This window comes from Streptomyces sp. NBC_01012, assembly GCF_045162755.1.
Lineage (GTDB): Bacteria > Actinomycetota > Actinomycetes > Streptomycetales > Streptomycetaceae > Streptomyces.
In genome coordinates this window covers 2,494,102-2,514,883 of the sequence record NZ_CP108688.1, presented here as the reverse complement: position 1 = coordinate 2,514,883, position 20,782 = coordinate 2,494,102, and the positions used below count along the sequence as shown (strand labels likewise).

The following is a 20,782-nucleotide window of genomic DNA, read 5'->3' as shown; positions in this document are numbered from 1 at the left end:
GTTACGCATGGCCAGGGAATTTCAGCGCGGCCACAAGGCCAAGGTCAGTGATCTCACGTCAGGGACGGATCTGTACGTAGGTGTGCAGATCGCGGGCCCCGGCCTGACGTTCGACATCAGCTGCTTCGGTCTCGACGCCAATGAGCAGCTCTCCGACGACCGGTATTTCATCTTCTTCAACCAGCCGAAATCACCTGAGGAGTCCATTCAGCTTCTCGGTGCCCAGGCAGGCGACACAGAATCGTTCCGCGTCACCCTCGACCGCATTCCGGCGAACATCCACAAGCTGTCGTTCACCGCGACCGTCGACGGTGCGGGGCAGATGTCGCAGGTCGGCCCCGGATACATCCGGATCGTGGCCGGTGGCGAGGAAGTGGTGAGGTACGCCTTCACCGGCTCGGAGTTCACCACCGAGCGCGCGGTCATGCTCGGCGACTTCTATCTCAAGGACGTCTGGCGGTTCGCCGCGATCGGACAGGGCTTCGACGGCGGACTCGAAGCGCTGCTCAAGAACTTCGGCGGGGAGGTCGCCGAGGAGGCACCCGCCGCACCGCCGCAGGGTGCCGTTCCCTCGTTCGCGCCACCCGCCCAGGCCTCCGCGCCTCCCGCCTTCGGTGCTCCGGCCGCTGCGCCCCAGCCGCCGCAGCCCGCACCGGCGTTCGGGTCTCCGGCCGCGCCGGCTCCCGCGCCGCAGCAGCCGTCGATACACGCCGCGCCGACCATCGCGGCCCCCCTGGCACAGCCGCCGGCTCCGCAGGCACCGGCACCCTCGCCGTACGGACAGCCCCCGCAGCAGCCGCAGTTCGGCCAGGTCCCGGGCCAAGGAGCCCCGCCCGCCCCACCGCCGCCCTACGGCCAGCAGGCGCCGCCCGCCCCGCCCTTCGGCCAGCAGCCCCCGGCCGCCCCGGCGTTCGGCCAGCAGCCCCCCGGAATGCAGCCAGGTATGCCGCAAGGCGTGCCCCAGGGCGTTCCCGCGGGCGGCGCAGGCCTGCAGGCCGCCCTGCAGCTCTACAAGGAGACGGCCACCGGGCAGCGCTGGACCTCGCAGAACGCGAAGCTCATGCGCGTCGACCTGACGATGGGCGACGGTGCCCCCGTCCTGGCCCGTCAGGGCAGCATGGTGATGTACCAGGGCAAGGTCGACTTCGGCTACAAGGGCGCCGGTTTCGCGGGCCGCATGGTCGGCAACGCCACGGGCCAGGAGATGCAGCTGATGCGCTGCACCGGCCGTGGCCAGGTCTTCCTCGCCGAGGATGGGACCCATCTGCATCCCATCGAACTGCAGGGAGACGGCATCTGCGTCTCCGCGGAGAACGTCCTCGCCTTCGACGAATCCCTGCAGTACGAGGTGCGCAGGATCGAAGGGCACGGGATCCCGGGCGGCGCCCTGTTCACGATGCTGTTCCAGGGCACCGGCACCATCGTCGTCAAGACCCACGGCGTGCCGGTCGTCCTACCGGTCACGCCGACCACCTTCGCCGACTGCAACGCCGTGGTGGCCTGGTCGGCTGCGTCCCAGGTGATCATCTCCAGCCAGGTCCGGCTGCGCCGCAACGCGTACCCGGGGCACAGCGGGGAGACCGTGAACCTCCAGTTCCGGGGAGCCCCCGGGAACTTCATCGTCGTACAGCCCTACGAGGTCTGAGGGAGCCCGTCATGAATCAGCAGCTCGCGGGCTTCGCCCCGACCCCTGTCACGGCCCGCATGGAGAACCACGGCAGCACCATGCTCAAGGTCGCCATGGCCACCGGCCAGGACCTCTACGCGCGCACCGGCTCGATGGTGGCCTACGAGGGCTTCATCCAGTACGAACCCAACCCGCCCGCCGTCCGCAGCATCGCCGCCCAGTGGATCACCGGCGAGGGCGCACCGCTGATGAAGTGCTCCGGGGACGGACTGCTCTACCTCGCCGACTACGGCGCCGACGTCGTCGTCATCAACCTCGACAACGACGCGCTCTCGGTCAACGGCACCAATCTCCTGGCGTTCGACAGTCACCTCACCTGGGGTGTGGAGCGGGTCAAGGGCATGGCGAAGTTCGCAGGCCAGGGCCTGTGGAACATCGGGATCCAGGGCACGGGATGGGTCGCCATCACCTCGCGCGGCACACCGATCGTCGTCGACTGCGGCCGGGGCGAGGACGAGACCTATGTCGACCCCGACGCCCTCGTCGCCTGGTCCCCGAACCTCAAGGTGAAGGGCAAGCGCAGCTTCAAGGCGGGCTCGCTCATCGGGCGCGGCAGCGGAGAGGCGTACCAGATGGCCTTCTCGGGCCAGGGCATCGTCGTCGTCCAGCCGAGCGAGGACAGTACCGACCGCCTGCGGATCCGGAACTGAGCGGGGGGAGAAACACATCATGCAGAGTCCGCTTTTCAGCTACACCGAACAGCAGTCGCAGGACCGCTACACCGTCCAGAATCCGCAGCTCCTGCGGGTCGCGCTGGGCGGCCACGACGACGTCCTGGCCCGCAAGGGCGCCATGGTCGCCTACCAGGGACTCATCGAGTTCGACGGGGAGTACCAGTCGCACGGCCAGCGCCAGGCCCGCAGGAGCACCGGTGAGGGCCTCGACCTCATGCGCTGCTCGGGGCAGGGCACGGTCTATCTGGCCAACCTCGCGCAGTACATCCATGTGGTGGACGTCGACCACGAGGGCATGACGGTCGACAGCGCCTATGTGCTCGCGCTGGACTCCTCGCTGCACACCGAGGTCATCGCGGTGGACAGCCAGTACGGGGTCTCCGGCACCGGCAAGTACCAGCTCAACATCACGGGGGACGGCAAGGTCGCCCTGATGACCTCCGGCCGGCCGCTGTCGATCCAGGTCACCCCCGACAAGTACGTCAACGCCGACGCCGACGCGATCGTCGCCTGGTCGAGCGGGCTGCGGGTGCAGATGCAGGCCCAGACCCACTCGTCCGGCGTCTTCCGGCGCCGTGGCAACACGGGGGAGGGCTGGGAGCTGAGCTTCCTCGGCCAGGGCTTCGCCCTCGTCCAGCCGAGCGAGGTGCTGCCGCCGCAGAGCGCCCAGATCGGCTCGGGGGTCGCGGCCCAGTTCGGTATGGGGCAGCAGGGTGCGCACGGCCAGAACCAGAACAACGCCTGGAACTGACCGAGCCGCCCCCGCCCGAGCCGGGTCGCCTGCTCGGATCGCGCGCGGGCGGGCGTGAGGAGCGGTCTCCCACGGGGAGCCGCCCCTCACGCCCGCCGATCGTCCTGGAGGCCGCCCTGATCCAGCCGTGCGCGGGCGCCCGTGAGGAGTCGCCCGACCGAGGCGTCCGCCACCCCCGCCACCTCGTCGTAGGGGAACCAGCGCAGATCGAGCGACTCGTCACTGATGCGCTCCACAGCCCCGGCCGATGCCGTCGCCGCGTACTGCACATCGAGGTGCCAGTGGCAGGGCGTCGGAATGGGATGACGGTCGAGCCGCACGGGCCCGCCCGGCAGCAGGGTGAGCCCGGGGATCCCCGACTCCTCCGTGGCCTCGCGCAGGGCCGCCGCCGCCAGGGTGGTGTCCCCGGGCTCGCAGTGCCCGCCCATCTGAAGCCACATCCGCAGCTTCCTGTGCAGCGTCAGCAGGACCCTGCCGCGCTCGGGGTCGATCACCAGCGCGCTGGCGGTCAGATGCCCTGCCCCGCACGCCTTCCACATGCCGTCGGGGTGCTCGGCCAGATGGGTCAGATACGTCCGGCTCAGCTCGGCCTGGGCCGCGTCGCCGTCGTAGCTCCTGAGTACCGAGATCGCGTCGTCGTACAGGCTCACCGGCCGGAGTCGTCCTTGCCGTCGCCCTTCAGGCCCTCCGGGCCGTCGTCGTCGCCGGGCTCCTTCTCGCTCCGCTCCTCGGCGGCGGGCTTCCGCGGGCCCTCCGCCGCCTCGCCGAGCATCTTGTCCAGCTCGGAGAAGTCCAGCTGCTCGTGGTGGACGAAGCCGTCCGGGTCGTCCAGGTCCCTGGCCGTCGGCAGCATGTCCGGGTGCTCCCAGAGGCCGTCACGCCCGTCGACACCCCGGGCGTCCGTGAGCGAGGCCCACAGCCGGGAGGCGTCGCGCAGCCGGCGCGGCCGCAGCTGGAGCCCGATGAGCGTGGCGAAGGTCTGCTCGGCGGGACCGCCGGAGGCACGGCGCCTGCGCATCGTCTCGCGCAGGGCGTCGGCCGAGGTCAGCCGGGACTGCGCGGCCTCGTGCACCACCGCGTCCACCCAGCCCTCGACGAGGGCGAGAGCGGTCTCCAGACGGGCCAGCGACGCCTTCTGCTCCGGGGTGTCCTCCGGCTGGAACATGCCCTGCTGAAGAGCGTCCTGAAGCTGCTCGGGCTGCGAGGGGTCGAACTGCCCGACGACGTCCTCCAGCTTGCTGGTGTCGACCTTGATGCCGCGCGCATAGGCCTCGACCGCGCCGAACAGATGCGAGCGCAGCCACGGGACGTGGGCGAAGAGCCGCTGGTGGGCCGCCTCGCGCAGCGCCAGATACAGCCGCACCTCGTCCTGCGGCACGCTCAGGTCCTTGCCGAACCGCTCGACGTTCAGCGGGAGCAGCGCGGCCTTGCCGGCCGGTGCGAGCGGCAGGCCGATGTCGGTCGAGCCGACGACCTCACCGGCGAGCGTGCCGACGGCCTGGCCGATCTGCTGGCCGAACATGGCGCCGCCCATGGACCGCATCATGCCGATCAGCGGGCCCGCCATGGCCTGCATCTCCTCCGGCAGCACATCGCCCATGGCCAGGCCGACACGCTCGGCCACCGGGTCCACCAGCTGCTGCCACGCGGGCAGCGAGGCCTCGACCCACTCGGCGCGGCTCCACGCCACCGTCGAGACGGAGCCCGAGGGCAGCGAGGTCACACCGTCCAGCCAGAGGTCGGCGAGACGCAGCGCCTCGTCGACGGAGGCCCGCTCCGCGGGTCCGACGCTCGCGTCCTTGCTGCCGTCCGTGGTGCCCTGCGACACCGTCTGGCGGGCGATCTGCTTGGCCATGTCCCAGTTGACCGGGCCGCCCTCGTAGCTCAGCATCTGGCCGAGCTGCTGGAAGGCCGCACCCAGGTCGTTCGGGTTCATCGAACCGAACATCGCCGCGAACGGATTGTCCCCGCCCGCGCCCTGCCCGAAGCCGAACGGGTTCGCCGGCCCGCCCGAGCCCTGCCCACCACCGGTGGGGTCCTTCTTCTTGCCCTCGTCGCCGTCGTCCGGCTCCTCCGGCGGAAGGCCGAATCCGAATGGGGTGTCACTCACGGGTTTCCTCGGCTCGTAGGGCCGCCGGCTGGAACCGACGGCGGCTGCCCGACATCACCATCCAGCGTAGACACCGAAGCCCGCTCGGGCCCTCAGTGCTCCGCCGGCTCCCGGCCTGCGGCAGGATGGACGCCACCTGGTACGTACGCGTCATTCGGGTACGTACTGAAGACAACCGCTGGAGACGCCCGGTGAGTTCCCCAGATCCGCAGGTTCGCGCAGCGCGAAACCTGGCCGACCCCTCGCCCGAAAGCAAGCCCACGAAAAATTCTGCCCGAAGTCGCGGCCCCGTCGTCGCGGTCACCGGTGCCGCGAGCGGCGTCGGTGAGCTGCTCACCGCGCATCTCGCCGCATCCGACCGGATCAAGCAGGTCATCGCCATAGACGAACGCAGGGGGGACGTCTCCGAGGCGACATGGCACATCCTGGACGTGCGGGACCCCGCCATCGCCGAGAAGCTGCGCGGCGCGGACGTCGTCGTCCACCTGGCGCTCGACCTCGACCTGGAGACCGACCCCGCCGCCCGTACCGCGTACAACGTGCGCGGTACCCAGACCGTGCTGACGGCCGCGGCTGCCGTGGGCGTCCACCGGGTCGTGCTGTGCACATCGGCGATGGTCTACGGCGCTCTGCCCGACAACGACATCCCGCTCTCCGAGGACGCGGAACTGCGGGCCACCGCCGAGGCCACCGGTGTCGGCGACCTGCTGGAGATCGAACGGCTCGGCCGCCGCGCACCCCGCGCCCACCCCGGCCTCAACGTCACGGTCGTGCGTCCCACCGTCCTGGTCGGGGGTACGGACACGGCGCTCACCCGGTACTTCGAGTCGCCCAGGCTGCTGGTCGTCGCAGGCTCCCGCCCCGCCTGGCAGTTCTGCCACGTCGACGACCTGGTCAGCGCCCTGGAGTACGCGGCTCTCGAACAGATCGAGGGGGAGTTCGCGGTCGGCTGCGACGGCTGGCTCGAACAGGAGGAGGTGGAGGAGCTCTCCGGGGTGCGCCGGATGGAGCTGCCCTCCGCCGTCGCCCTCGGTGCGGCGGCCAGGCTGCACCGGATCGGCCTCACACCGTCACCGGCGGGCGACCTCGCCTACACGATGCACCCCTGGGTGGTCAGTGTGAGCAGGCTGCACGACGCGGGATGGCGCCCCCGCTGGACCAACGAGGAGGTCCTGGCGGCGCTCCTGGAAGAGGTGGAAGGGCGCCACACGGTCGCCGGCCGGCGACTGGGACGCAAGGACGCCACGGCGGCGGGTGCGGCGGGTGCGACCGTGGCGCTGCTCGGCACCGCGGCGCTCGTACGGCGGGCCCGCAAGGCGCGCCGGCGCTTCTAGCGGGACCGCGTTCGGGCCACTGCCTGGTAGAAGGCTCCAAGCCGACCCGTGAGGCACCGGTCGAAACCGCTATTCCGGGGAGCGCGCGGCGTGCGGCACGATGGCCCCATGGCACGCACCAACGATCACCCCGGCGAGCACGCGACCCAGGACCCCATCCGGCTGCTGGACATCCGCGACACGCCGCTGTCCGTCGACGAGATCTTCCGCGCGGTCGGCGACGACTCCGCGGGAGGCACGTCGCTCTTCGTCGGCACGGTGCGCGATCACGACGGGGGACAGGACGTCGGCGCCCTCGCGTACTCCTGTCACCCGACGGCCGGCGACGAGCTGCGCAGGGTGGCCGAGAAGGTCGTCGCGGAGTACCCGGTGCGGGCGCTGGCCGCCGTCCACCGGGTGGGTGAACTGTCCGTGGGCGATCTGGCAGTGGTCGTCGCCGTGTCCTGCGCCCATCGGGGTGAGGCCTTCGCGGCCTGCCGCAAGCTGATCGACGACCTCAAGCGCGAGGTCCCGATCTGGAAGCACCAGCGTTTCTCCGACGGCACGGAGGAATGGGTCGGCGCCTGCTGAGCGCAAACCGTCCCCAGGGGCATCAGCCCCGATTTGCGTAACCGCACCCCTGCCGTGAGCGTTGGTCATCCAGGTGGTTAATCTGCTGATCGTCAGTTGCGGTCGCTCATGGGGTAGGGAGGTCGTGATGGCAGCACTCGCGTGGCTGTTGATTCCACTTATAGCTGCTCTCGGTGCGGCGATATGGGGAGGGTGGGCAGCCCGTAACCGAACGATCGGCGACGGTACCGAACTCGCCGGCTACGCCAGGTTCCGTGAAGCGATGGAGAAGTCGCACTCCGGTTCCGAGGCGGTCTGAGACCCGAGCAGCTGTACGCGGTTGCCAACACCGCAACGCGACCGCTCCCCGTGGAACACGGTCCACGCAGCGAGCGAATCCGCGACGCCTCCCGGTCATTCCGGACCTTTCCGCCCGTCCGCCTCCCCGTACGGACCGGCCCCGACGGTGCACTGACAGGCTGTTCCCGTACTGTCGTTCCATGCCACGCCGCACCGCGACGATGCTCGCCTCCACCCTCATCCTGATCGCGCTGCTCTGCGCGGGCGTGCTGATCCGCGTGCCGTATTCGGAGATGTCACCCGGCCCGACCGTGAACACGCTCGGCGACGCCCGTGGCGAGCCGGTCCTGCACATCAGCGGCCACAAGACGTATCCGACGTCCGGCAACCTCAACATGACGACGGTGCGCGTCACGGGCGCGGACTACGACATGAACATCGTCGAGGCCGTCTACGGCTGGCTTGCCCACGACAGTGTGGTCGTCCCCCACAACACGCTCTACCCGGACGGCAAGACCGAGGAGCAGTCGACCCAGGAGAACGCCGAGGAGTTCAGCCAGTCCCAGGAGAGCGCGAAGGTCGCCGCCCTGAAGGAGCTGAAGATCCCCGTCACCTCGCGTGTGGTGGTCTCCACGGTCGTCAAGGACAGCGCCGCCGAGGGTGTGCTGCACGCAGGCGATGTGATCGAGGCGGTCGACGGCACGGCGGTGAAGCAGCCGGAGGACGTCGCCAAGCTCGTCACGAAGCACACGCCGGGCGAGGACGTCGTCTTCACGGTGATCCCGGCCAAGACCGCTGCCGCAGCCGAGAAGGCGGGCAAGGAGCCCAAGGGCTCCCGCGACATCACCCTCACCACGCGCAAGGCTCCCGCGGACCCCGCGAACGGCACCGGTGAGCGGGCCATCGTGGGGATCCAGGCAGGGACGGACCACACGTTCCCGTTCGAGATCGACATCAAGCTGGCCGATGTCGGCGGCCCGAGCGCCGGGCTGATGTTCTCGCTCGGCATCATCGACAAGCTGACGCCCGGAAAGCTGACGGGCGGAAAGTTCATCGCCGGCACCGGCACCATCGACGACAACGGCACGGTGGGTCCCATCGGCGGGATCAACATGAAGCTGGTCGGCGCGCGCGACGAAGGCGCCAGGTACTTCCTGACCCCGGACGAGAACTGCGCCGCCGCGGCGTCCGACACGCCGAGCGGCCTCACCCTCGTGAGGGTGAAGACGCTCGCCGACGCCAAGAAGTCCCTGGAGAAGATCCGTACGGGGGACACGGCCGGCCTGCCGAGCTGCTCGAAGAGCTGAGGCGGCCGGCCCCCGCCGGGAAACTCAGGACTCGAAGGTGGCCGCGAGCGCCTCGGCCAGCCCGGGAACCAGTCCCGCGCCGGTCAGGACCTCGGTCGGGGAGTCCTTCTCCCGCAGGCGCACCGCGGAGTCCCGTGTCCCGTCCCGCAGCACCGCCACGGTCATCCGCACCTCCTGCCGGTCGGGATGCTCGGCGACCCACTTGGTCAGCTGTTCGTCGGTCAGCCCTTCGGGTACGGACGCCTCCGCCGACGGAGGCAGCATCAGCCGCTCGACCGTCATGGCGCAGCCGGCCACGGCATCGGGCCAGGCGATCGTCGCGAGGAACTCGTCCAGCGCGGTGCCCGCAGGGAGCTCCTCCTGCTCGACAGGGGTGAGGGTGGCGGTCGGGGACGCGGTGTCGTCGAGGCCGAGCTGAGCGGCGAGGCCCGGCTCCTGGGCGCGCAGCCGGGCGGTGTCGACCAGGGCGAACAGCCTGGCCGGCTGGTCCCAGCCGAGACCTGCGGCATAGGCGTCGATTTCGAGGACGGCGACGGTCAGTGGACTCGCGGCCATCGGAGGGCCTGAGGGGGAAACGTTGGGCATGCCTAATATCCTGCCTCCTTGTGCCCCGGGAACGGGAACTAGGTAAAGCCTCAGTAAGTTGCATAGGTGGGCTCTACGATCGCTGGGCCCGCTCCACACGACCGCGAACTTCGAGGTGCGCACGTTGGCTTTCCAGATGCCGGACCGCGGCGGAGGCCCGACCGGGCCACGGATCAGAGTCGGCCGCCCGTCCCGGCGCGTCCGTACCCTGCTCATGACTTTGGGCGTCCTGGCGGTTCTCGCCATGGCGTTCGTCATGTTCGCGGGGTTCTGGACGGACTGGCTCTGGTACAGGTCGGTTGATTATTCGTCCGTCTTCACCACCACCCTGTGGACCAAGATCGGGCTGTTCCTCGTCTTCGGACTGCTGATGGCCGTGGTCATCGGTGTGAACATCTGGCTCGCGCACCGGCTCAGGCCGCCGCTGAGCGCGATGTCGCTGGAGCAGCAGAGCCTGGACCGCTACCGGATGAGTGTCGCCCCGTACAAGAAGTGGGTGCTGCTCGCGGTCACCGCGCTCATCGGGCTGATCGCCGGCGCCTCCGCGTCGGGCCAGTGGCGTACATGGCTGATGTATGTCAACGGCGTGCCGTTCGGCCAGAAGGACCCCCAGTTCAAGCTGGACGTCTCCTTCTACGCCTTCGACCTGCCGTGGTACCGCTTCATGCTCGGATTCGGCTTCGCCGCCGTGGTGCTGTCGCTGATCGCGGCGGCGCTGACCCACTACCTCTACGGCGGACTGCGGGTCACGAGCCCCGGTGCACGGGCCACGGGCGCGGCCACCGGACATCTCTCCGTGCTCCTCGGCGTCTTCGTCACGCTGAAGGCCGTGGCGTACTGGCTCGACCGGTACGGCCTGGCCGTGAAGTCCAGCGACTTCAAGGCCACGGACAACTGGACCGGCCTGCGGTACGTCGATGCCAACGCCTATCTGCCGGCGAAGACGATCCTGTTCTGCATCGCCGTCATCTGCGCGGTGCTCTTCTTCGCGACGCTCTGGCGGCGCACCTGGCAGCTGCCGGTGATCGGCTTCGGCCTGATGGTGCTCTCGGCGATCCTGATCGGCGGCCTCTACCCGGCGATCGTGCAGAAGTTCCAGGTCCAGCCGAACGAGCAGGCCAAGGAAGCGCCGTTCATCCAGAAGAACATCGACGCGACGCGTGACGCCTACGACATCGACGACGCCAAGGTCGACGACTACGCGGGCACCAGCAAGTCCGACGACAGCACCAAGCTGAGGGCGAGCGCCGACTCCGCCGCCAGCTACCGCGTGATGGACCCGAACGTCGTCTCGCCCGCGTTCCAGCAGCTCCAGCAGAAGAGGAACTACTACCAGTTCCCCAAGACGCTGGACGTCGACCGCTACAAGGGCGAGGACGGCAAGGAGCAGGACACCGTCATCGGCCTGCGCGAGCTGAACCTCCAGGGCCTCCCCAAGCGGAACTGGATCAACGACCACTTCACGTACACCCACGGCTACGGCGTCATCGCGGCCCGGGGCACCACGACGGGCACCAACCCGTCGGGATCCCCCGACTTCACGGAGTCGGGCCTGCCCACCTCCGGTGAACTGGGCAAGTACGAGCAGCGGGTCTACTACGGCGAGAAGACCGAGCAGTACTCCATCGTCGGCGGGCCCCAGAAGGAGCTCGACTACGAGGAGGACGGCGAGAAGACCACCAGTTACAAGGGCGACAGCGGCGTCAGCCTCTCCAACGCCTTCAACCGGGCGGCCTACGCCGTGTCGTTCAGCGAGCCGCAGATCCTTTACTCCGGAGCCATCGGTGACGGTTCGCGGATCCTCTACAACCGCACGCCCAAGGAGCGCGTCGAGGCGGTGGCCCCCTGGCTGACCATCGACGGCGACGCCTATCCGGCGGTCGTGGGCGGCCGGATCCAGTGGGTCGTCGACGCCTACACCACGACCAACGGCTATCCGTACGCCTCGCGTACGACGCTCGGTGACACCACGGCCGACTCGCTGACCACCAACCAGCGCGCGGTCGTCGCCCAGCAGAACCAGGTCAACTACATCCGGAACTCCGTGAAGGCCACCGTCGACGCGTACGACGGCAAGGTCAAGCTCTACGAATGGGACACCGAGGATCCGGTGCTCAAGACGTGGCGCAAGGCGTTCCCCGGCACGGTGGAGTCACGGGCCGACATCCCGAAGGACCTCATGGACCACCTGCGGTACCCGCAGGATCTGTTCAAGGTCCAGCGTGAGCTGCTGACGCGGTACCACGTCGAGAACCCCGCGCAGTTCTACAGCGGCAGTGACGCCTGGCAGGTGCCGGACGACCCGACGAACAAGGAACCAGGGTCGGTTCCGCCGTACTACCTGAGCATGAAGATGCCGGACCAGGACGCGCAGAAGTTCTCCCTGACCACGACCTTCACCCCCAAGGGGCGCCCGAACCTGGGTGCGTTCATGGCCGTGGACGCGGACGCGGCCAGCAAGGACTACGGCACGATCAGACTCCTGAGAGTCACCAGTACGGTCAAGGGACCTGGCCAGGTACAGAGTGAGCTCAACGGTAACGACGACGTCGCCGAGTTCGTGAGAAACCTCAAGGGCACGGACTCGGACATCGAGTACGGCAATCTGCTGACCGTGCCACTCGACGGAGGCTTCCTCTACATCGAACCGGTCTATACGCGCGGTGGCACGCAGAACTACCCGCTGCTGCGCAAGGTGGCCGCCTCGTACGGGTCGAAGATCGTCTTCGAGAACAATCTCGGGGACGCGCTCAACGAGGTCTTCGGGGTCGACTCCGATACGACCACGCCACCGACGGAACCGGATGAACCGGGCGACACCACGGAGCCGCCGGCCACCGGGGACGCCGCGCTGAAGAAGGCCATCGCGGACGCCCAGAAGGCGTACACGGCGGGCGAGGCGGCGCTCAAGGAGCAGGACTGGGAGGCCTACGGCAAGGCCCAGACGGATCTGCAGGAAGCCCTCGAGCGGGCAGCGGCGGCCCAGAAGAAGGGATCCGGCGGCTCGTCGGGAACCGAGGGCGCAACGAAGCCGGAGGGCGACGACCAGGGCAGTTGAGAAAGTTCGACCCCGCGCCGTGATAGTGTTTCAACACAACGGCGCGGGGTGGAGCAGCTCGGTAGCTCGCTGGGCTCATAACCCAGAGGTCGCAGGTTCAAATCCTGTCCCCGCTACTAGAAGGTGAAGGCCCGGATCCTATGGGATCCGGGCCTTCGTCGTGCCACGAGGCTTTTCTCAAGTTGTCGGAGTGAAGTGCGGTTCGCGGGGCACGAGTTGGACTCATTCGTGTTTCACTTGTCTCTCTGTGGGCATGTCGACAAAACGCCGAAGTGACTTCACTGGTCGCGGTATACCAGGTGTACGCGGGTTGCAGGTGGTGCGACGATGGTATTTATGGGGGACAGGGCAACTCTGTTGGAGACAGGGCGGTTTGTGCAGCGAAGCGGCCGGACGGCGGATAACGTGGCAGATGCGGCATTCGCCGCTGCCCTGGCCGGGACCGCTGACCTCGCCGACGGCGCCCACGAGGCCGACGTCTTCACCGCGGGCATCGACGGCACGGCCGACGCCGCCGCGGGAGCCGATGCGACCGATGACGCGTACGCCCCCGGGAACACCGATGCGGCAGGCTCGGAAGACACCGCGGACACCACGGATACCACGGACACTTCGGACACTGCGGATACGGCCGACACCACGGACGCCACGGATCACGCCGATGAGGCCGAGGCGCGGCACCGGCGTGCCGCGGAAGCCGGTGACACGGCGTCGATGAGTGTGCTGGGCGCCCTCCTGCTGCGTCGCGGCGACCTGGACGGCGCCGAGGTGCACCTGCGCGCGGCCACCGCCGAGGGCGACCGGGCGGCGGCCAACAACCTCGGCGTACTCCTCCACCAGAAGGGATACGCGGACGAGGCGGCCGGTTGGTGGCGCATCGCCGCTGTCGCCGGATCCGCCGCGGCCGCGCACGCCCTCGGCCGCCACTTCCGGGAGCGGGGCGACGAGCCCGGCGCCGAGTACTGGCTGTGCCAGTCCGCCGAGCAGGGGCACGCGCTGGGCGCGTACGCACTGGCCGATCTGCTGGAGCACCGTGGTGACCCGGGCGCCGAGCGCTGGCTGCGGGCTGCCGCCGAGCAGGGGCACCGGGAGGCCGCGTACCGCCTGGCGCGCACGATCGAGCGCAACGCCGTCGGTGACGCGCACGACGCCTTCGGCCTCGGCCGTGTGGTGAGCGAGGACCGCGCGCGGCTCGGCACGGGTGCGCCGGCGAAGCCGGACAGCCCCGTCGCCGGTCCCGACTCCGGACGTGTCGGCGAGGCCGAGCAGTGGTTCCGCCAGGCCGCGGCGCGCGGTCACCGCCGTGCGGCCCTGCACCTCGGCGCCATCCTCGAACAGCGCGGCGAGCTGAAGGAGGCAGGCCGCTGGTATCTCACCGCGGCCAAGGACGGCGAACCGCGGGCGGCCTGTGCCCTCGGCTTCCTGCTGCGCGACGCGGGCGACGTGGAGAGCGCGGCCGTGTGGTGGCTGCGTGCCGCCCAGGACGGCGACGGGAACGCCGCCAACGCCCTGGGGGCCCTGCACGCGGCCAGGGGCGAGCAGCAGACGGCCGAGCGCTGGTACCGCGCCGCCACGGACGCGGGCGATGTCAACGGGGCGTACAACCTCGGTCTGCTCTGCGCCGCCCAGGACCGGATCCCGCAGGCCGAGCAGTGGTACCGCAGGGCCGCCTACGCAGGGCACCGTGAGGCGGCCAACGCGCTGGCCGTGCTGCTGCTCCAGGCCGGGGACGCGACCGGGGCCGAGCCCTGGTTCTCCAAGGCCGCGGAGGCGGGCAGTGTGGACGCCGCCTTCAATCTCGGCATCCTGCACGCCGGACGCGACGAGGACCGCACGGCGCTCGGCTGGTACGAGCGGGCGGCGGCGGCCGGGCACACCGATGCCGCGCTCCAGGTCGGCATGGCCCTGCTGCGCGACGGCGACGAGCGGGAGGCCGAGCGCCATCTGCGGTGCGCCGCGGGCGGCGGCAGCGCCGAGGCCGCCTTCCGGCTCGCGGGCGTCCTCGACCTGCGCCAGCCGGCGCCCGGGCCTCCCGCGCTGGGAGAGGCGATGCCGGAGAAGACCGAGTGCGAGGAGTGGTACGAGCGGGCGGCCGAGCAGGGCCACCGCCGCGCCCAGGTCAGGGCGGGGATGCTCGCGGCAGCGCGCGGTGACATGGCGAGCGCGGCGCGCTGGTACCGCGAGGCCGCCGAGTCGGGCAGCCGCAACGGGGCCTTCAACCTGGGTCTGCTCCTCGCCCGTGAGGGCAGCGAGCGTGAGGCGGCCCTGTGGTGGAGCCGCGCGGCCAACGACGGGCACGGCCGAGCCGCCCTGCGCCTCGCGCTGCTCTCCGCGCGCAGGGGCGAGCTGGCCGAGGGGCAGCGCTGGTGTGCCCGTGCCGTGGAGCTCGGGCCGGCGGAGGTCGCCGAGCGGGCGGCGCGGCTGCTGGAGGCGCTGCACCAGGAGCTCACCGCGTGACCAGGGCCGGCCGGTCCACGGGCGGGCCGGCCCGTGGGCCGGCCCAGGGGCAGGCCGCTGCGCCGAGAGGTAGGCCGGCCAGGGCGTCCGGGTGTCCGGCGAATGAATTTGCTCCGGCCGGTGCGGGTACCGTAGAGTTGCAATCACAACGGCGCGGGGTGGAGCAGCTCGGTAGCTCGCTGGGCTCATAACCCAGAGGTCGCAGGTTCAAATCCTGTCCCCGCTACTGAAGACAGAGGCCCGGATCCTTTCGAGGATCCGGGCCTCTGTCGTATGCCCGCGCAAATATCGCCCGCCCCGAAGCCGTGGGCGCAGAGGCCTGCGACGTAGGGGGCGGGTGCGGCCTCAGGCCGTGGCGGCGCAGTTCGGACAGATGCCGCGGTAGGTCACCTCGACCTCCGACACGGCGAAGCCGAAGCGCTCGTCGTCCGGCAGGTCCGCCAGTGGATTGCCGGAGGGGTGGACGTCCCTGATCGCTCCGCAGCGCCCGCACACCAGGTGGTGGTGGGGGCGGTGGGCGTTCGGGTCGTACCGCTTCGCCCGGCGGTCGGTGGTGACCTCGATGACCTCCCCGAGGGACACCATCTCGCCCAGCGTGTTGTACACGGTCGCGCGGGAGATCTCGGGCAGCCGGTCGACGGCCCTCGCGTGGACCTCGTCCGCCGTGAGATGCACATGGTCCCCTTCGAGAACCTCAGCCACCACGCGCCGCTGTGCCGTCATGCGCCAGCCGCGTCCACGAAGTCGTTCCAGGAGGTCACTCATGGGCCCAGCCTAACAGTGGAGGGGCCCGAGTCCCGAGTCGGTGTGACTTTAGATGCCAGCTTGACTTGGACTAAGTCCATTGTAGGATCGGTGACGAACTGGCCAGGACAGGCCCCGGTCGTGCACACGGCCGAGAACACACCGCACGGGAAAGACGCTGTGCGGAACATGACGCAGGAGGCGCGCGTGACCCAGGGACCGCTCACCACGGAGGCCGGCGCTCCGGTGGCCGACAATCAGAACAGCGAGACCGCTGGCCCGGGTGGACCGGTTCTCGTGCAGGACCAGGCGCTCATGGAGAAGCTCGCCCACTTCAACCGTGAGCGCATCCCGGAGCGCGTCGTCCATGCCCGCGGCGCCGGTGCCTACGGCACCTTCACGCTGACCCGGGACGTCTCGCGCTGGACCCGGGCGAAGTTCCTCTCGCAGGTCGGCAAGCAGACCGAGACCTTCCTGCGCTTCTCCACCGTGGCGGGCAACCTCGGCTCGGCCGACGCCGCGCGTGACCCCCGCGGCTGGGCGCTGAAGTTCTACACCGAAGAGGGCAACTACGACCTCGTCGGCAACAACACCCCGGTGTTCTTCATCAGGGACGCCATCAAGTTCCCCGACTTCATCCACACCCAGAAGCGCGACCCGTACACCGGATCGCAGGAGGCGGACAACGTCTGGGACTTCTGGGGCCTGTCGCCCGAGTCCACGCACCAGGTGACCTGGCTCTTCGGTGACCGCGGCATTCCGGCCTCGTACCGGCACATGGACGGCTTCGGCTCGCACACCTTCCAGTGGAACAACGAGGCCGGCGAGGTCTTCTGGGTCAAGTACCACTTCAAGACCGACCAGGGCATCAAGAACCTCACCGCCGACGAGGCCGCCCGCCTCTCCGGGGTGGACCCGGACAGCCACCAGCGCGACCTGCGCGAGTCCATCGAGCGCGGTGACTTCCCGACCTGGACGGTGCAGGTCCAGATCATGCCGGCGGCGGAGGCGGCCACGTACCGCTTCAACCCGTTCGACCTGACCAAGGTGTGGCCGCACGCGGACTACCCGCCGATCGAGATCGGCAAGCTGGAGCTCAACCGCAACCCGGACAACGTCTTCGCCGAGGTCGAGCAGTCGATCTTCAGCCCGTCGCACTTCGTGCCCGGCATCGGCCCGTCCCCCGACAAGATGCTCCAGGGCCGTCTCTTCGCGTACGGCGACGCCCACCGCTACCGCGTCGGCATCAACGCCGACCATCTGCCGGTGAACCGCCCGCACGCCACCGAGGCGCGTACCCACAGCCGTGACGGCTACCTCTACGACGGCCGTCACAAGGGTGCGAAGAACTACGAGCCCAACAGCTTCGGCGGTCCCGTCCAGACGGACCGGCCGCTCTGGGAGCCCGTCCCGGTCACCGGCAGCACCGGCGATCACGCGACGCCGGCCCACGCCGAGGACAACGACTTCGTGCAGGCCGGCAACCTCTACCGGCTGATGACGGAGGAGGAGAAGGTCCGGCTGATCGACAACCTCTCCGGATTCATCTCCAAGGTCTCGCGCGACGACATCGCCGAGCGCGCGATCGACAACTTCCGTCAGGCCGACGGAGACTTCGGCAAGCGGCTGGAAGCCGCGGTCCAGGCCCTGCGCGGCTAGTCCAGGCCAGGCGCTTGCCGTAGGTGGCGGGCCGGATTCCGGGAGGTCCCTCTCCCGTGAATCCGGCCCGCCGTTCTGTCGGTCAGACGGTCGTCTCTGTCGGTCGGACGGTCATCCCGGCGCGCGGGCGCCGCACCGGTGCCCAGCACCTGATGATGTCGCGCACCGAGACGACGCCCACGGGGCCGTCGCCGTCCAGCACGATCAGATGGCGGAAACCGCCGTGCGTCATGGCGCCGGCGGCCTGCTCCAGGGTCCAGGCGGGAGAGGCGAAGACGACATCGGTGGTGGTGTGGGTGGACGCGGTCTCGGTGTCGGGATCGAGCCCCGCGCCGAGGGCGTCGAGGATGTCCCGCTCGGTGATGATGCCGAGACCACAGGTGTCCGGGTCGTGGACGACAGCTGCTCCGACCCGGCGCGCCGACATCAGCCGGGCCGCCTGACGGAGCGTGTGGGCCGGGCCGATGCTGAGGACCAGGGTGCTCATGGCGTCACGGACAAGCATGCGGGGAGCCACCTCCTTGGCGAAGTGATCTGCGAGAGCCTCTTCGTGAGGCGATTCACAAGTTCACAAGTGGGGGGACTTTCAGAGTCGCACCCGAGGAGGGGCTCAACAAGAGGGGGGATGCCTTCGAACTTCAGTACCGTTGGTTGAGGTAGCCGAGCAGCTCGTCGTGGAGCAGACCGTTGGACGCGGCCGCGTTGCCGCCGCCCGGCCCCGGGACCCCGTCGAGGCTGGTGAAGAGGCCGCCCGCCTCCTGGACGATGATCGCGTTCGCCGCCATGTCCCAGAGGGAGAGCTCGGGCTCCGCACAGATGTCCACGGATCCCTCGGCGACCATCATGTACGGCCAGAAGTCGCCGTAACCGCGCGTGCGCCAGACGGCCCGCGTCAGATCCATGAAGCCGTCCAGGCGTCCCTGCTCCTCCCAGCCGGTCATCGAGGCGTAGGCGAAGGAGGAGTCCGCGATCCGCTCGACCTTCGACACCCGCAGCCGGGTCGCGGACGTCAGGCTGCGGCCTGAGAAGGCGCCGGCGCCCTTGGCCGCCCACCAGCGTCGGTTCAGCGCGGGTGCCGACACGACGCCGACCACCGGCTGGAAGCCGTTCTCGCCGGCCTCCATCAACGAGATCAGGGTCGCCCATACGGGGACACCCCGTACGTAGTTCTTGGTGCCGTCGATCGGGTCGACGACCCAGCGCCGCGGGCCGGTGCCCTCGACGCCGTACTCCTCGCCCAGGATCGCGTCGCGTGGACGTGCCCGGTGCAGATGCCCACGGATCAGCTCCTCCGCGTTCTTGTCGGCCTCGCTCACCGGGGTCATGTCCGGCTTGGTCTCGACCTTGAGGTCCAGAGCCTTGAAGCGGTCCATCGTCGCCGCGTCGGCGGCGTCCGCCAGGACGTGGGCCAGGCGCAGATCATCGTGGTAGTCGGGCATGCCGTCACAGTATCCACCGCCACCCGCCCGGGCTACACGGCCCCGCTCCCGCGGTGCGCGGACCCTTGACAGTGTCCCCGGGCGCGTCGAATCTGACCGGCAGGTCCCCGGCGTGGGAGGCGACGATGCCAACGGCGCGAGAAGCACTGCTGGACTCCGCACATACGGCGCTCCGCGCCCGGCCCTGGACGGCCGTGCGCATGGTCGACGTGGCGGCCGGCGCCGGGTTCTCCCGGCAGACCCTCTACAACGAGTTCGGGAGCAAGGACGGTCTGGCCCGCGCACTGATCCGGCGCGCGGCCGACGGCTATCTGGCCGGCGTGGAACGGACACTCGTCGCCGACCGCACCCGAGGGGACGGGCCGGCGGAGCTCGCCCGCTGGACGGTCCGGGCAGCCCGCTCGAACGTCCTGGTCAAGGCCCTGCTCACGGGCGTCTGGGGCGAGCACCTGCCCGGACCGGGAGCGTGGCCCCCCGCCGGTGGGTACGCGGGTGCGGCGCTGCCCACGCCCGCCGAGCTGCTCATGCTGGTGCGGGACAGGGCCGTGGCCGCGCTGGGTGAAGGGCCGTCGCCGCGCGACCCCGCGGAGCTGGAGCTGATCTGCGAGATCGCGCTCAGACTCGCCCTCTCCTACGCCCTGGTGCCCGCGGGGCCCGTGCCCGGCCCCGGGCTCACTGCGCCGAGCCGGACAGCTGCAGACCGATCACGCCGACGATCACCAGCGAGATCGACACCAGCTTGAGCGTGGAGACCACGTCGTCGAGGAAGACCATCCCGTAGATCGCCGTCCCCGCAGCTCCGATGCCCGTCCACACCGCGTACGCCGGACCGACGTCGAGCTTCTTGAGGGCCAGGGTCAGCAGACCGAAGCTGCCGAGGGCGAACGCACAGAAGGCGACCGTCGGCCAGAGCCGGGTGAATCCGTGCGAAAGCTTCAGACACACGGCGAAGCCGGTCTCCAGCAGTCCGGCGACCACGACCAGCAACCACGCCATCGTCAGGTGCCTCCCCGTAGGTGATGCTTCGTTGCGCTTGCGCGATTATGCCCTTACCAGGCGCGGGGAAGCGCAAACGTGCGTGTTCGGCGGTGGCGTTGCGCCGTCGTGCCTCAGTCTCCCTCGCGCCGCTCGCGGGTGGCGAGCAGCCGTCGCAGCGAGTCGAGCCGCGCCGGATCGGCGTGCCCGTCGGCGACCCACGCGTCCAGGGCGCACTCCGGCTCCTGACCGTCGTGCGTGCAGCCGCGCGGACAGTTCTCCGTGCCGGGCTGCAGATCGGGAAAGGCGTTGATGACGCGTGAGGGGTCGACGTGGTGCAGCCCGAACGACCGCACGCCCGGGGTGTCGACCACCCAGCCGCGGCCGTCGGGCAGCGGCAGGGCGAGCGCCGACGTGGTGGTGTGCCGGCCGCGCCCGGTGACGGCGTTGACCAGCCCGGTCGTACGCCGCCGGTCCTTCGGCACCAGGGCGTTGACCAGCGTCGTCTTGCCGACCCCGGAGTGTCCGACGAAGGCGGTCACGCGGTCGTTCAGCAGCTCCCGCACCCGGTCGGCGGCGTCCCCGTTCTCCAGCTCGTCGCGGCTGGTCACGATGTAGGGGACACCCAGCGGGGTGTACGCCTTCAGCAGTTGGTCGGCCGGGGCGAGGTCGGACTTGGTCAGCACCAGGAACGGGGTGAGCCCGCCGTCGTACGCCGCGACCAGACAGCGGTCGATCATGCGGGGGCGCGGTTCGGGGTCGGCGAGCGCGGTGACGATGGCCAGCTGGTCGGCGTTGGCGACGACCACCCGCTCGAACGGGTCGTCGTCGTCCGCCGTGCGGCGCAGCACCGACGTACGTGCCCCGATCCGCACGATGCGCGCGAGGGTGTCCTTGTCGCCTGAGAGGTCGCCCACCAGGGAGACCCGGTCGCCCACCACGGCGGCCTTGCGGCCCAGTTCACGTGCCTTCATGGCCGTGACCGCACGGTCGTCGACCAGACAGGTGAGCCTGCCCCGGTCGACGGTGAGGACCATGCCGTCCTGGGCGTCCTCGTGCTTGGGGCGTGTGTGGGTACGGGGCCGGTTGCCCTTGGGGTTGGGGCGGACGCGGATGTCGTCCTCGTCGGGGTTCTTCCCGTAACGGCGCATGC

The 20,782-nt window shown here is 69.9% G+C and carries 18 protein-coding genes and 2 tRNA genes; 12 read left to right on the top strand and 8 right to left on the bottom strand.

Going from position 1 to position 20,782, the window contains the following annotated elements:
• The first annotated feature begins 7 nt into the window (after nt 1-7).
• From OG623_RS10965 to OG623_RS10955, 3 genes are read left to right on the top strand one after another with little or no spacing between them, the layout of a single operon-like run.
• Entirely contained in the window at nt 8-1,645 is a 1,638-nt protein-coding gene (locus tag OG623_RS10965) for a TerD family protein (RefSeq protein WP_406146062.1), read from the top strand.
• A gap of 11 nt (nt 1,646-1,656) precedes the next feature.
• A complete protein-coding gene (locus OG623_RS10960) occupies nt 1,657-2,337 on the top strand; it encodes an AIM24 family protein (RefSeq protein WP_406146061.1) in 681 nt (226 codons plus the stop codon).
• 19 nt (nt 2,338-2,356) lie between these two features.
• On the top strand, nt 2,357-3,112 hold the full coding sequence (locus OG623_RS10955) for an AIM24 family protein (protein ID WP_406146060.1): 756 nt from the start codon (nt 2,357-2,359) through the stop codon (nt 3,110-3,112).
• A gap of 86 nt (nt 3,113-3,198) precedes the next feature.
• Here OG623_RS10955 and OG623_RS10950 read toward each other — a convergent pair whose 3' ends face one another.
• Nucleotides 3,199-3,762 carry an NUDIX hydrolase gene (locus tag OG623_RS10950; RefSeq protein WP_406146059.1) on the bottom strand — a complete coding sequence of 188 codons (564 nt, stop codon included), beginning with the start codon at nt 3,760-3,762 and terminating at the stop codon, nt 3,199-3,201.
• Nucleotides 3,759-5,222, bottom strand: coding sequence for a zinc-dependent metalloprotease (locus OG623_RS10945; RefSeq protein ID WP_406146058.1), 1,464 nt, complete (start codon nt 5,220-5,222; stop codon nt 3,759-3,761). The genes OG623_RS10950 and OG623_RS10945 overlap by 4 nt, the downstream gene beginning before the upstream one ends.
• A 191-nt stretch (nt 5,223-5,413) precedes the next feature.
• Here OG623_RS10945 and OG623_RS10940 point away from each other — a divergent pair, with 191 nt between their 5' ends.
• The 3 genes from OG623_RS10940 to OG623_RS10930 all read left to right on the top strand — a co-directional run bounded on the left by OG623_RS10940 (nt 5,414) and on the right by OG623_RS10930 (nt 8,712).
• Nucleotides 5,414-6,556 carry an SDR family oxidoreductase gene (locus OG623_RS10940; RefSeq protein WP_406146057.1) on the top strand — a complete coding sequence of 381 codons (1,143 nt, stop codon included), beginning with the start codon at nt 5,414-5,416 and terminating at the stop codon, nt 6,554-6,556.
• A gap of 108 nt (nt 6,557-6,664) precedes the next feature.
• Nucleotides 6,665-7,126, top strand: coding sequence for a molybdenum cofactor biosynthesis protein MoaE (locus OG623_RS10935; RefSeq protein ID WP_406146056.1), 462 nt, complete (start codon nt 6,665-6,667; stop codon nt 7,124-7,126).
• A 479-nt stretch (nt 7,127-7,605) separates the two neighbouring features.
• Nucleotides 7,606-8,712, top strand: a complete 1,107-nt coding sequence (locus OG623_RS10930) for a PDZ domain-containing protein (protein WP_406146055.1) — start codon at nt 7,606-7,608, stop codon at nt 8,710-8,712.
• Between the two features lie 24 nt (nt 8,713-8,736).
• Here OG623_RS10930 and OG623_RS10925 read toward each other — a convergent pair whose 3' ends face one another.
• Nucleotides 8,737-9,297: a PPA1309 family protein gene (locus OG623_RS10925; RefSeq protein WP_406146054.1), complete on the bottom strand. Its 561-nt coding sequence runs from the start codon at nt 9,295-9,297 to the stop codon at nt 8,737-8,739.
• A gap of 136 nt (nt 9,298-9,433) precedes the next feature.
• Here OG623_RS10925 and OG623_RS10920 point away from each other — a divergent pair, with 136 nt between their 5' ends.
• From OG623_RS10920 to OG623_RS10905, 4 genes are all read left to right on the top strand, one after another.
• On the top strand, nt 9,434-12,355 hold the full coding sequence (locus OG623_RS10920; RefSeq protein WP_406151779.1) for a UPF0182 family protein: 2,922 nt from the start codon (nt 9,434-9,436) through the stop codon (nt 12,353-12,355).
• A gap of 42 nt (nt 12,356-12,397) precedes the next feature.
• Nucleotides 12,398-12,471, top strand: a tRNA-Met gene (locus OG623_RS10915).
• A gap of 211 nt (nt 12,472-12,682) precedes the next feature.
• The gene (locus OG623_RS10910) at nt 12,683-14,812 is read left to right on the top strand and encodes a sel1 repeat family protein (RefSeq protein ID WP_406146053.1); all 2,130 of its coding nucleotides are present in this window, start codon (nt 12,683-12,685) and stop codon (nt 14,810-14,812) included.
• Nucleotides 14,813-14,964: 152 nt separating this feature from the next.
• Nucleotides 14,965-15,038, top strand: a tRNA-Met gene (locus OG623_RS10905).
• Nucleotides 15,039-15,157: 119 nt separating this feature from the next.
• Here the strand turns inward: OG623_RS10905 and OG623_RS10900 are convergent.
• Nucleotides 15,158-15,577 carry a Fur family transcriptional regulator gene (locus tag OG623_RS10900; RefSeq protein ID WP_406146052.1) on the bottom strand — a complete coding sequence of 140 codons (420 nt, stop codon included), beginning with the start codon at nt 15,575-15,577 and terminating at the stop codon, nt 15,158-15,160.
• Between the two features lie 168 nt (nt 15,578-15,745).
• Between OG623_RS10900 and OG623_RS10895 the strand changes: the two genes are divergently transcribed.
• Nucleotides 15,746-17,215, top strand: a complete 1,470-nt coding sequence (locus OG623_RS10895) for a catalase (protein WP_406146051.1) — start codon at nt 15,746-15,748, stop codon at nt 17,213-17,215.
• Nucleotides 17,216-17,297: 82 nt separating this feature from the next.
• Here OG623_RS10895 and OG623_RS10890 read toward each other — a convergent pair whose 3' ends face one another.
• Together OG623_RS10890 and hisN are read right to left on the bottom strand one after the other, a co-directional pair.
• Nucleotides 17,298-17,720: a cyclic nucleotide-binding/CBS domain-containing protein gene (locus OG623_RS10890; protein ID WP_406146050.1), complete on the bottom strand. Its 423-nt coding sequence runs from the start codon at nt 17,718-17,720 to the stop codon at nt 17,298-17,300.
• A gap of 133 nt (nt 17,721-17,853) precedes the next feature.
• Nucleotides 17,854-18,654: a histidinol-phosphatase gene (hisN, locus tag OG623_RS10885; RefSeq protein WP_406146049.1), complete on the bottom strand. Its 801-nt coding sequence runs from the start codon at nt 18,652-18,654 to the stop codon at nt 17,854-17,856.
• A gap of 125 nt (nt 18,655-18,779) precedes the next feature.
• Between hisN and OG623_RS10880 the strand changes: the two genes are divergently transcribed.
• The gene (locus OG623_RS10880; RefSeq protein WP_406146048.1) at nt 18,780-19,397 is read left to right on the top strand and encodes a TetR/AcrR family transcriptional regulator; all 618 of its coding nucleotides are present in this window, start codon (nt 18,780-18,782) and stop codon (nt 19,395-19,397) included.
• Here the strand turns inward: OG623_RS10880 and OG623_RS10875 are convergent.
• Together OG623_RS10875 and rsgA are read right to left on the bottom strand one after the other, a co-directional pair.
• Nucleotides 19,327-19,650, bottom strand: a complete 324-nt coding sequence (locus OG623_RS10875; protein ID WP_014154170.1) for a multidrug efflux SMR transporter — start codon at nt 19,648-19,650, stop codon at nt 19,327-19,329. The two genes, OG623_RS10880 and OG623_RS10875, sit on opposite strands and share 71 nt — an antisense overlap.
• A gap of 113 nt (nt 19,651-19,763) precedes the next feature.
• Nucleotides 19,764-20,780 (bottom strand): ribosome small subunit-dependent GTPase A, encoded by a 1,017-nt coding sequence (gene rsgA, locus OG623_RS10870; protein WP_406146047.1) that lies wholly within the window; start codon nt 20,778-20,780, stop codon nt 19,764-19,766.
• Between the last annotated feature and the right edge of the window lie 2 nt (nt 20,781-20,782).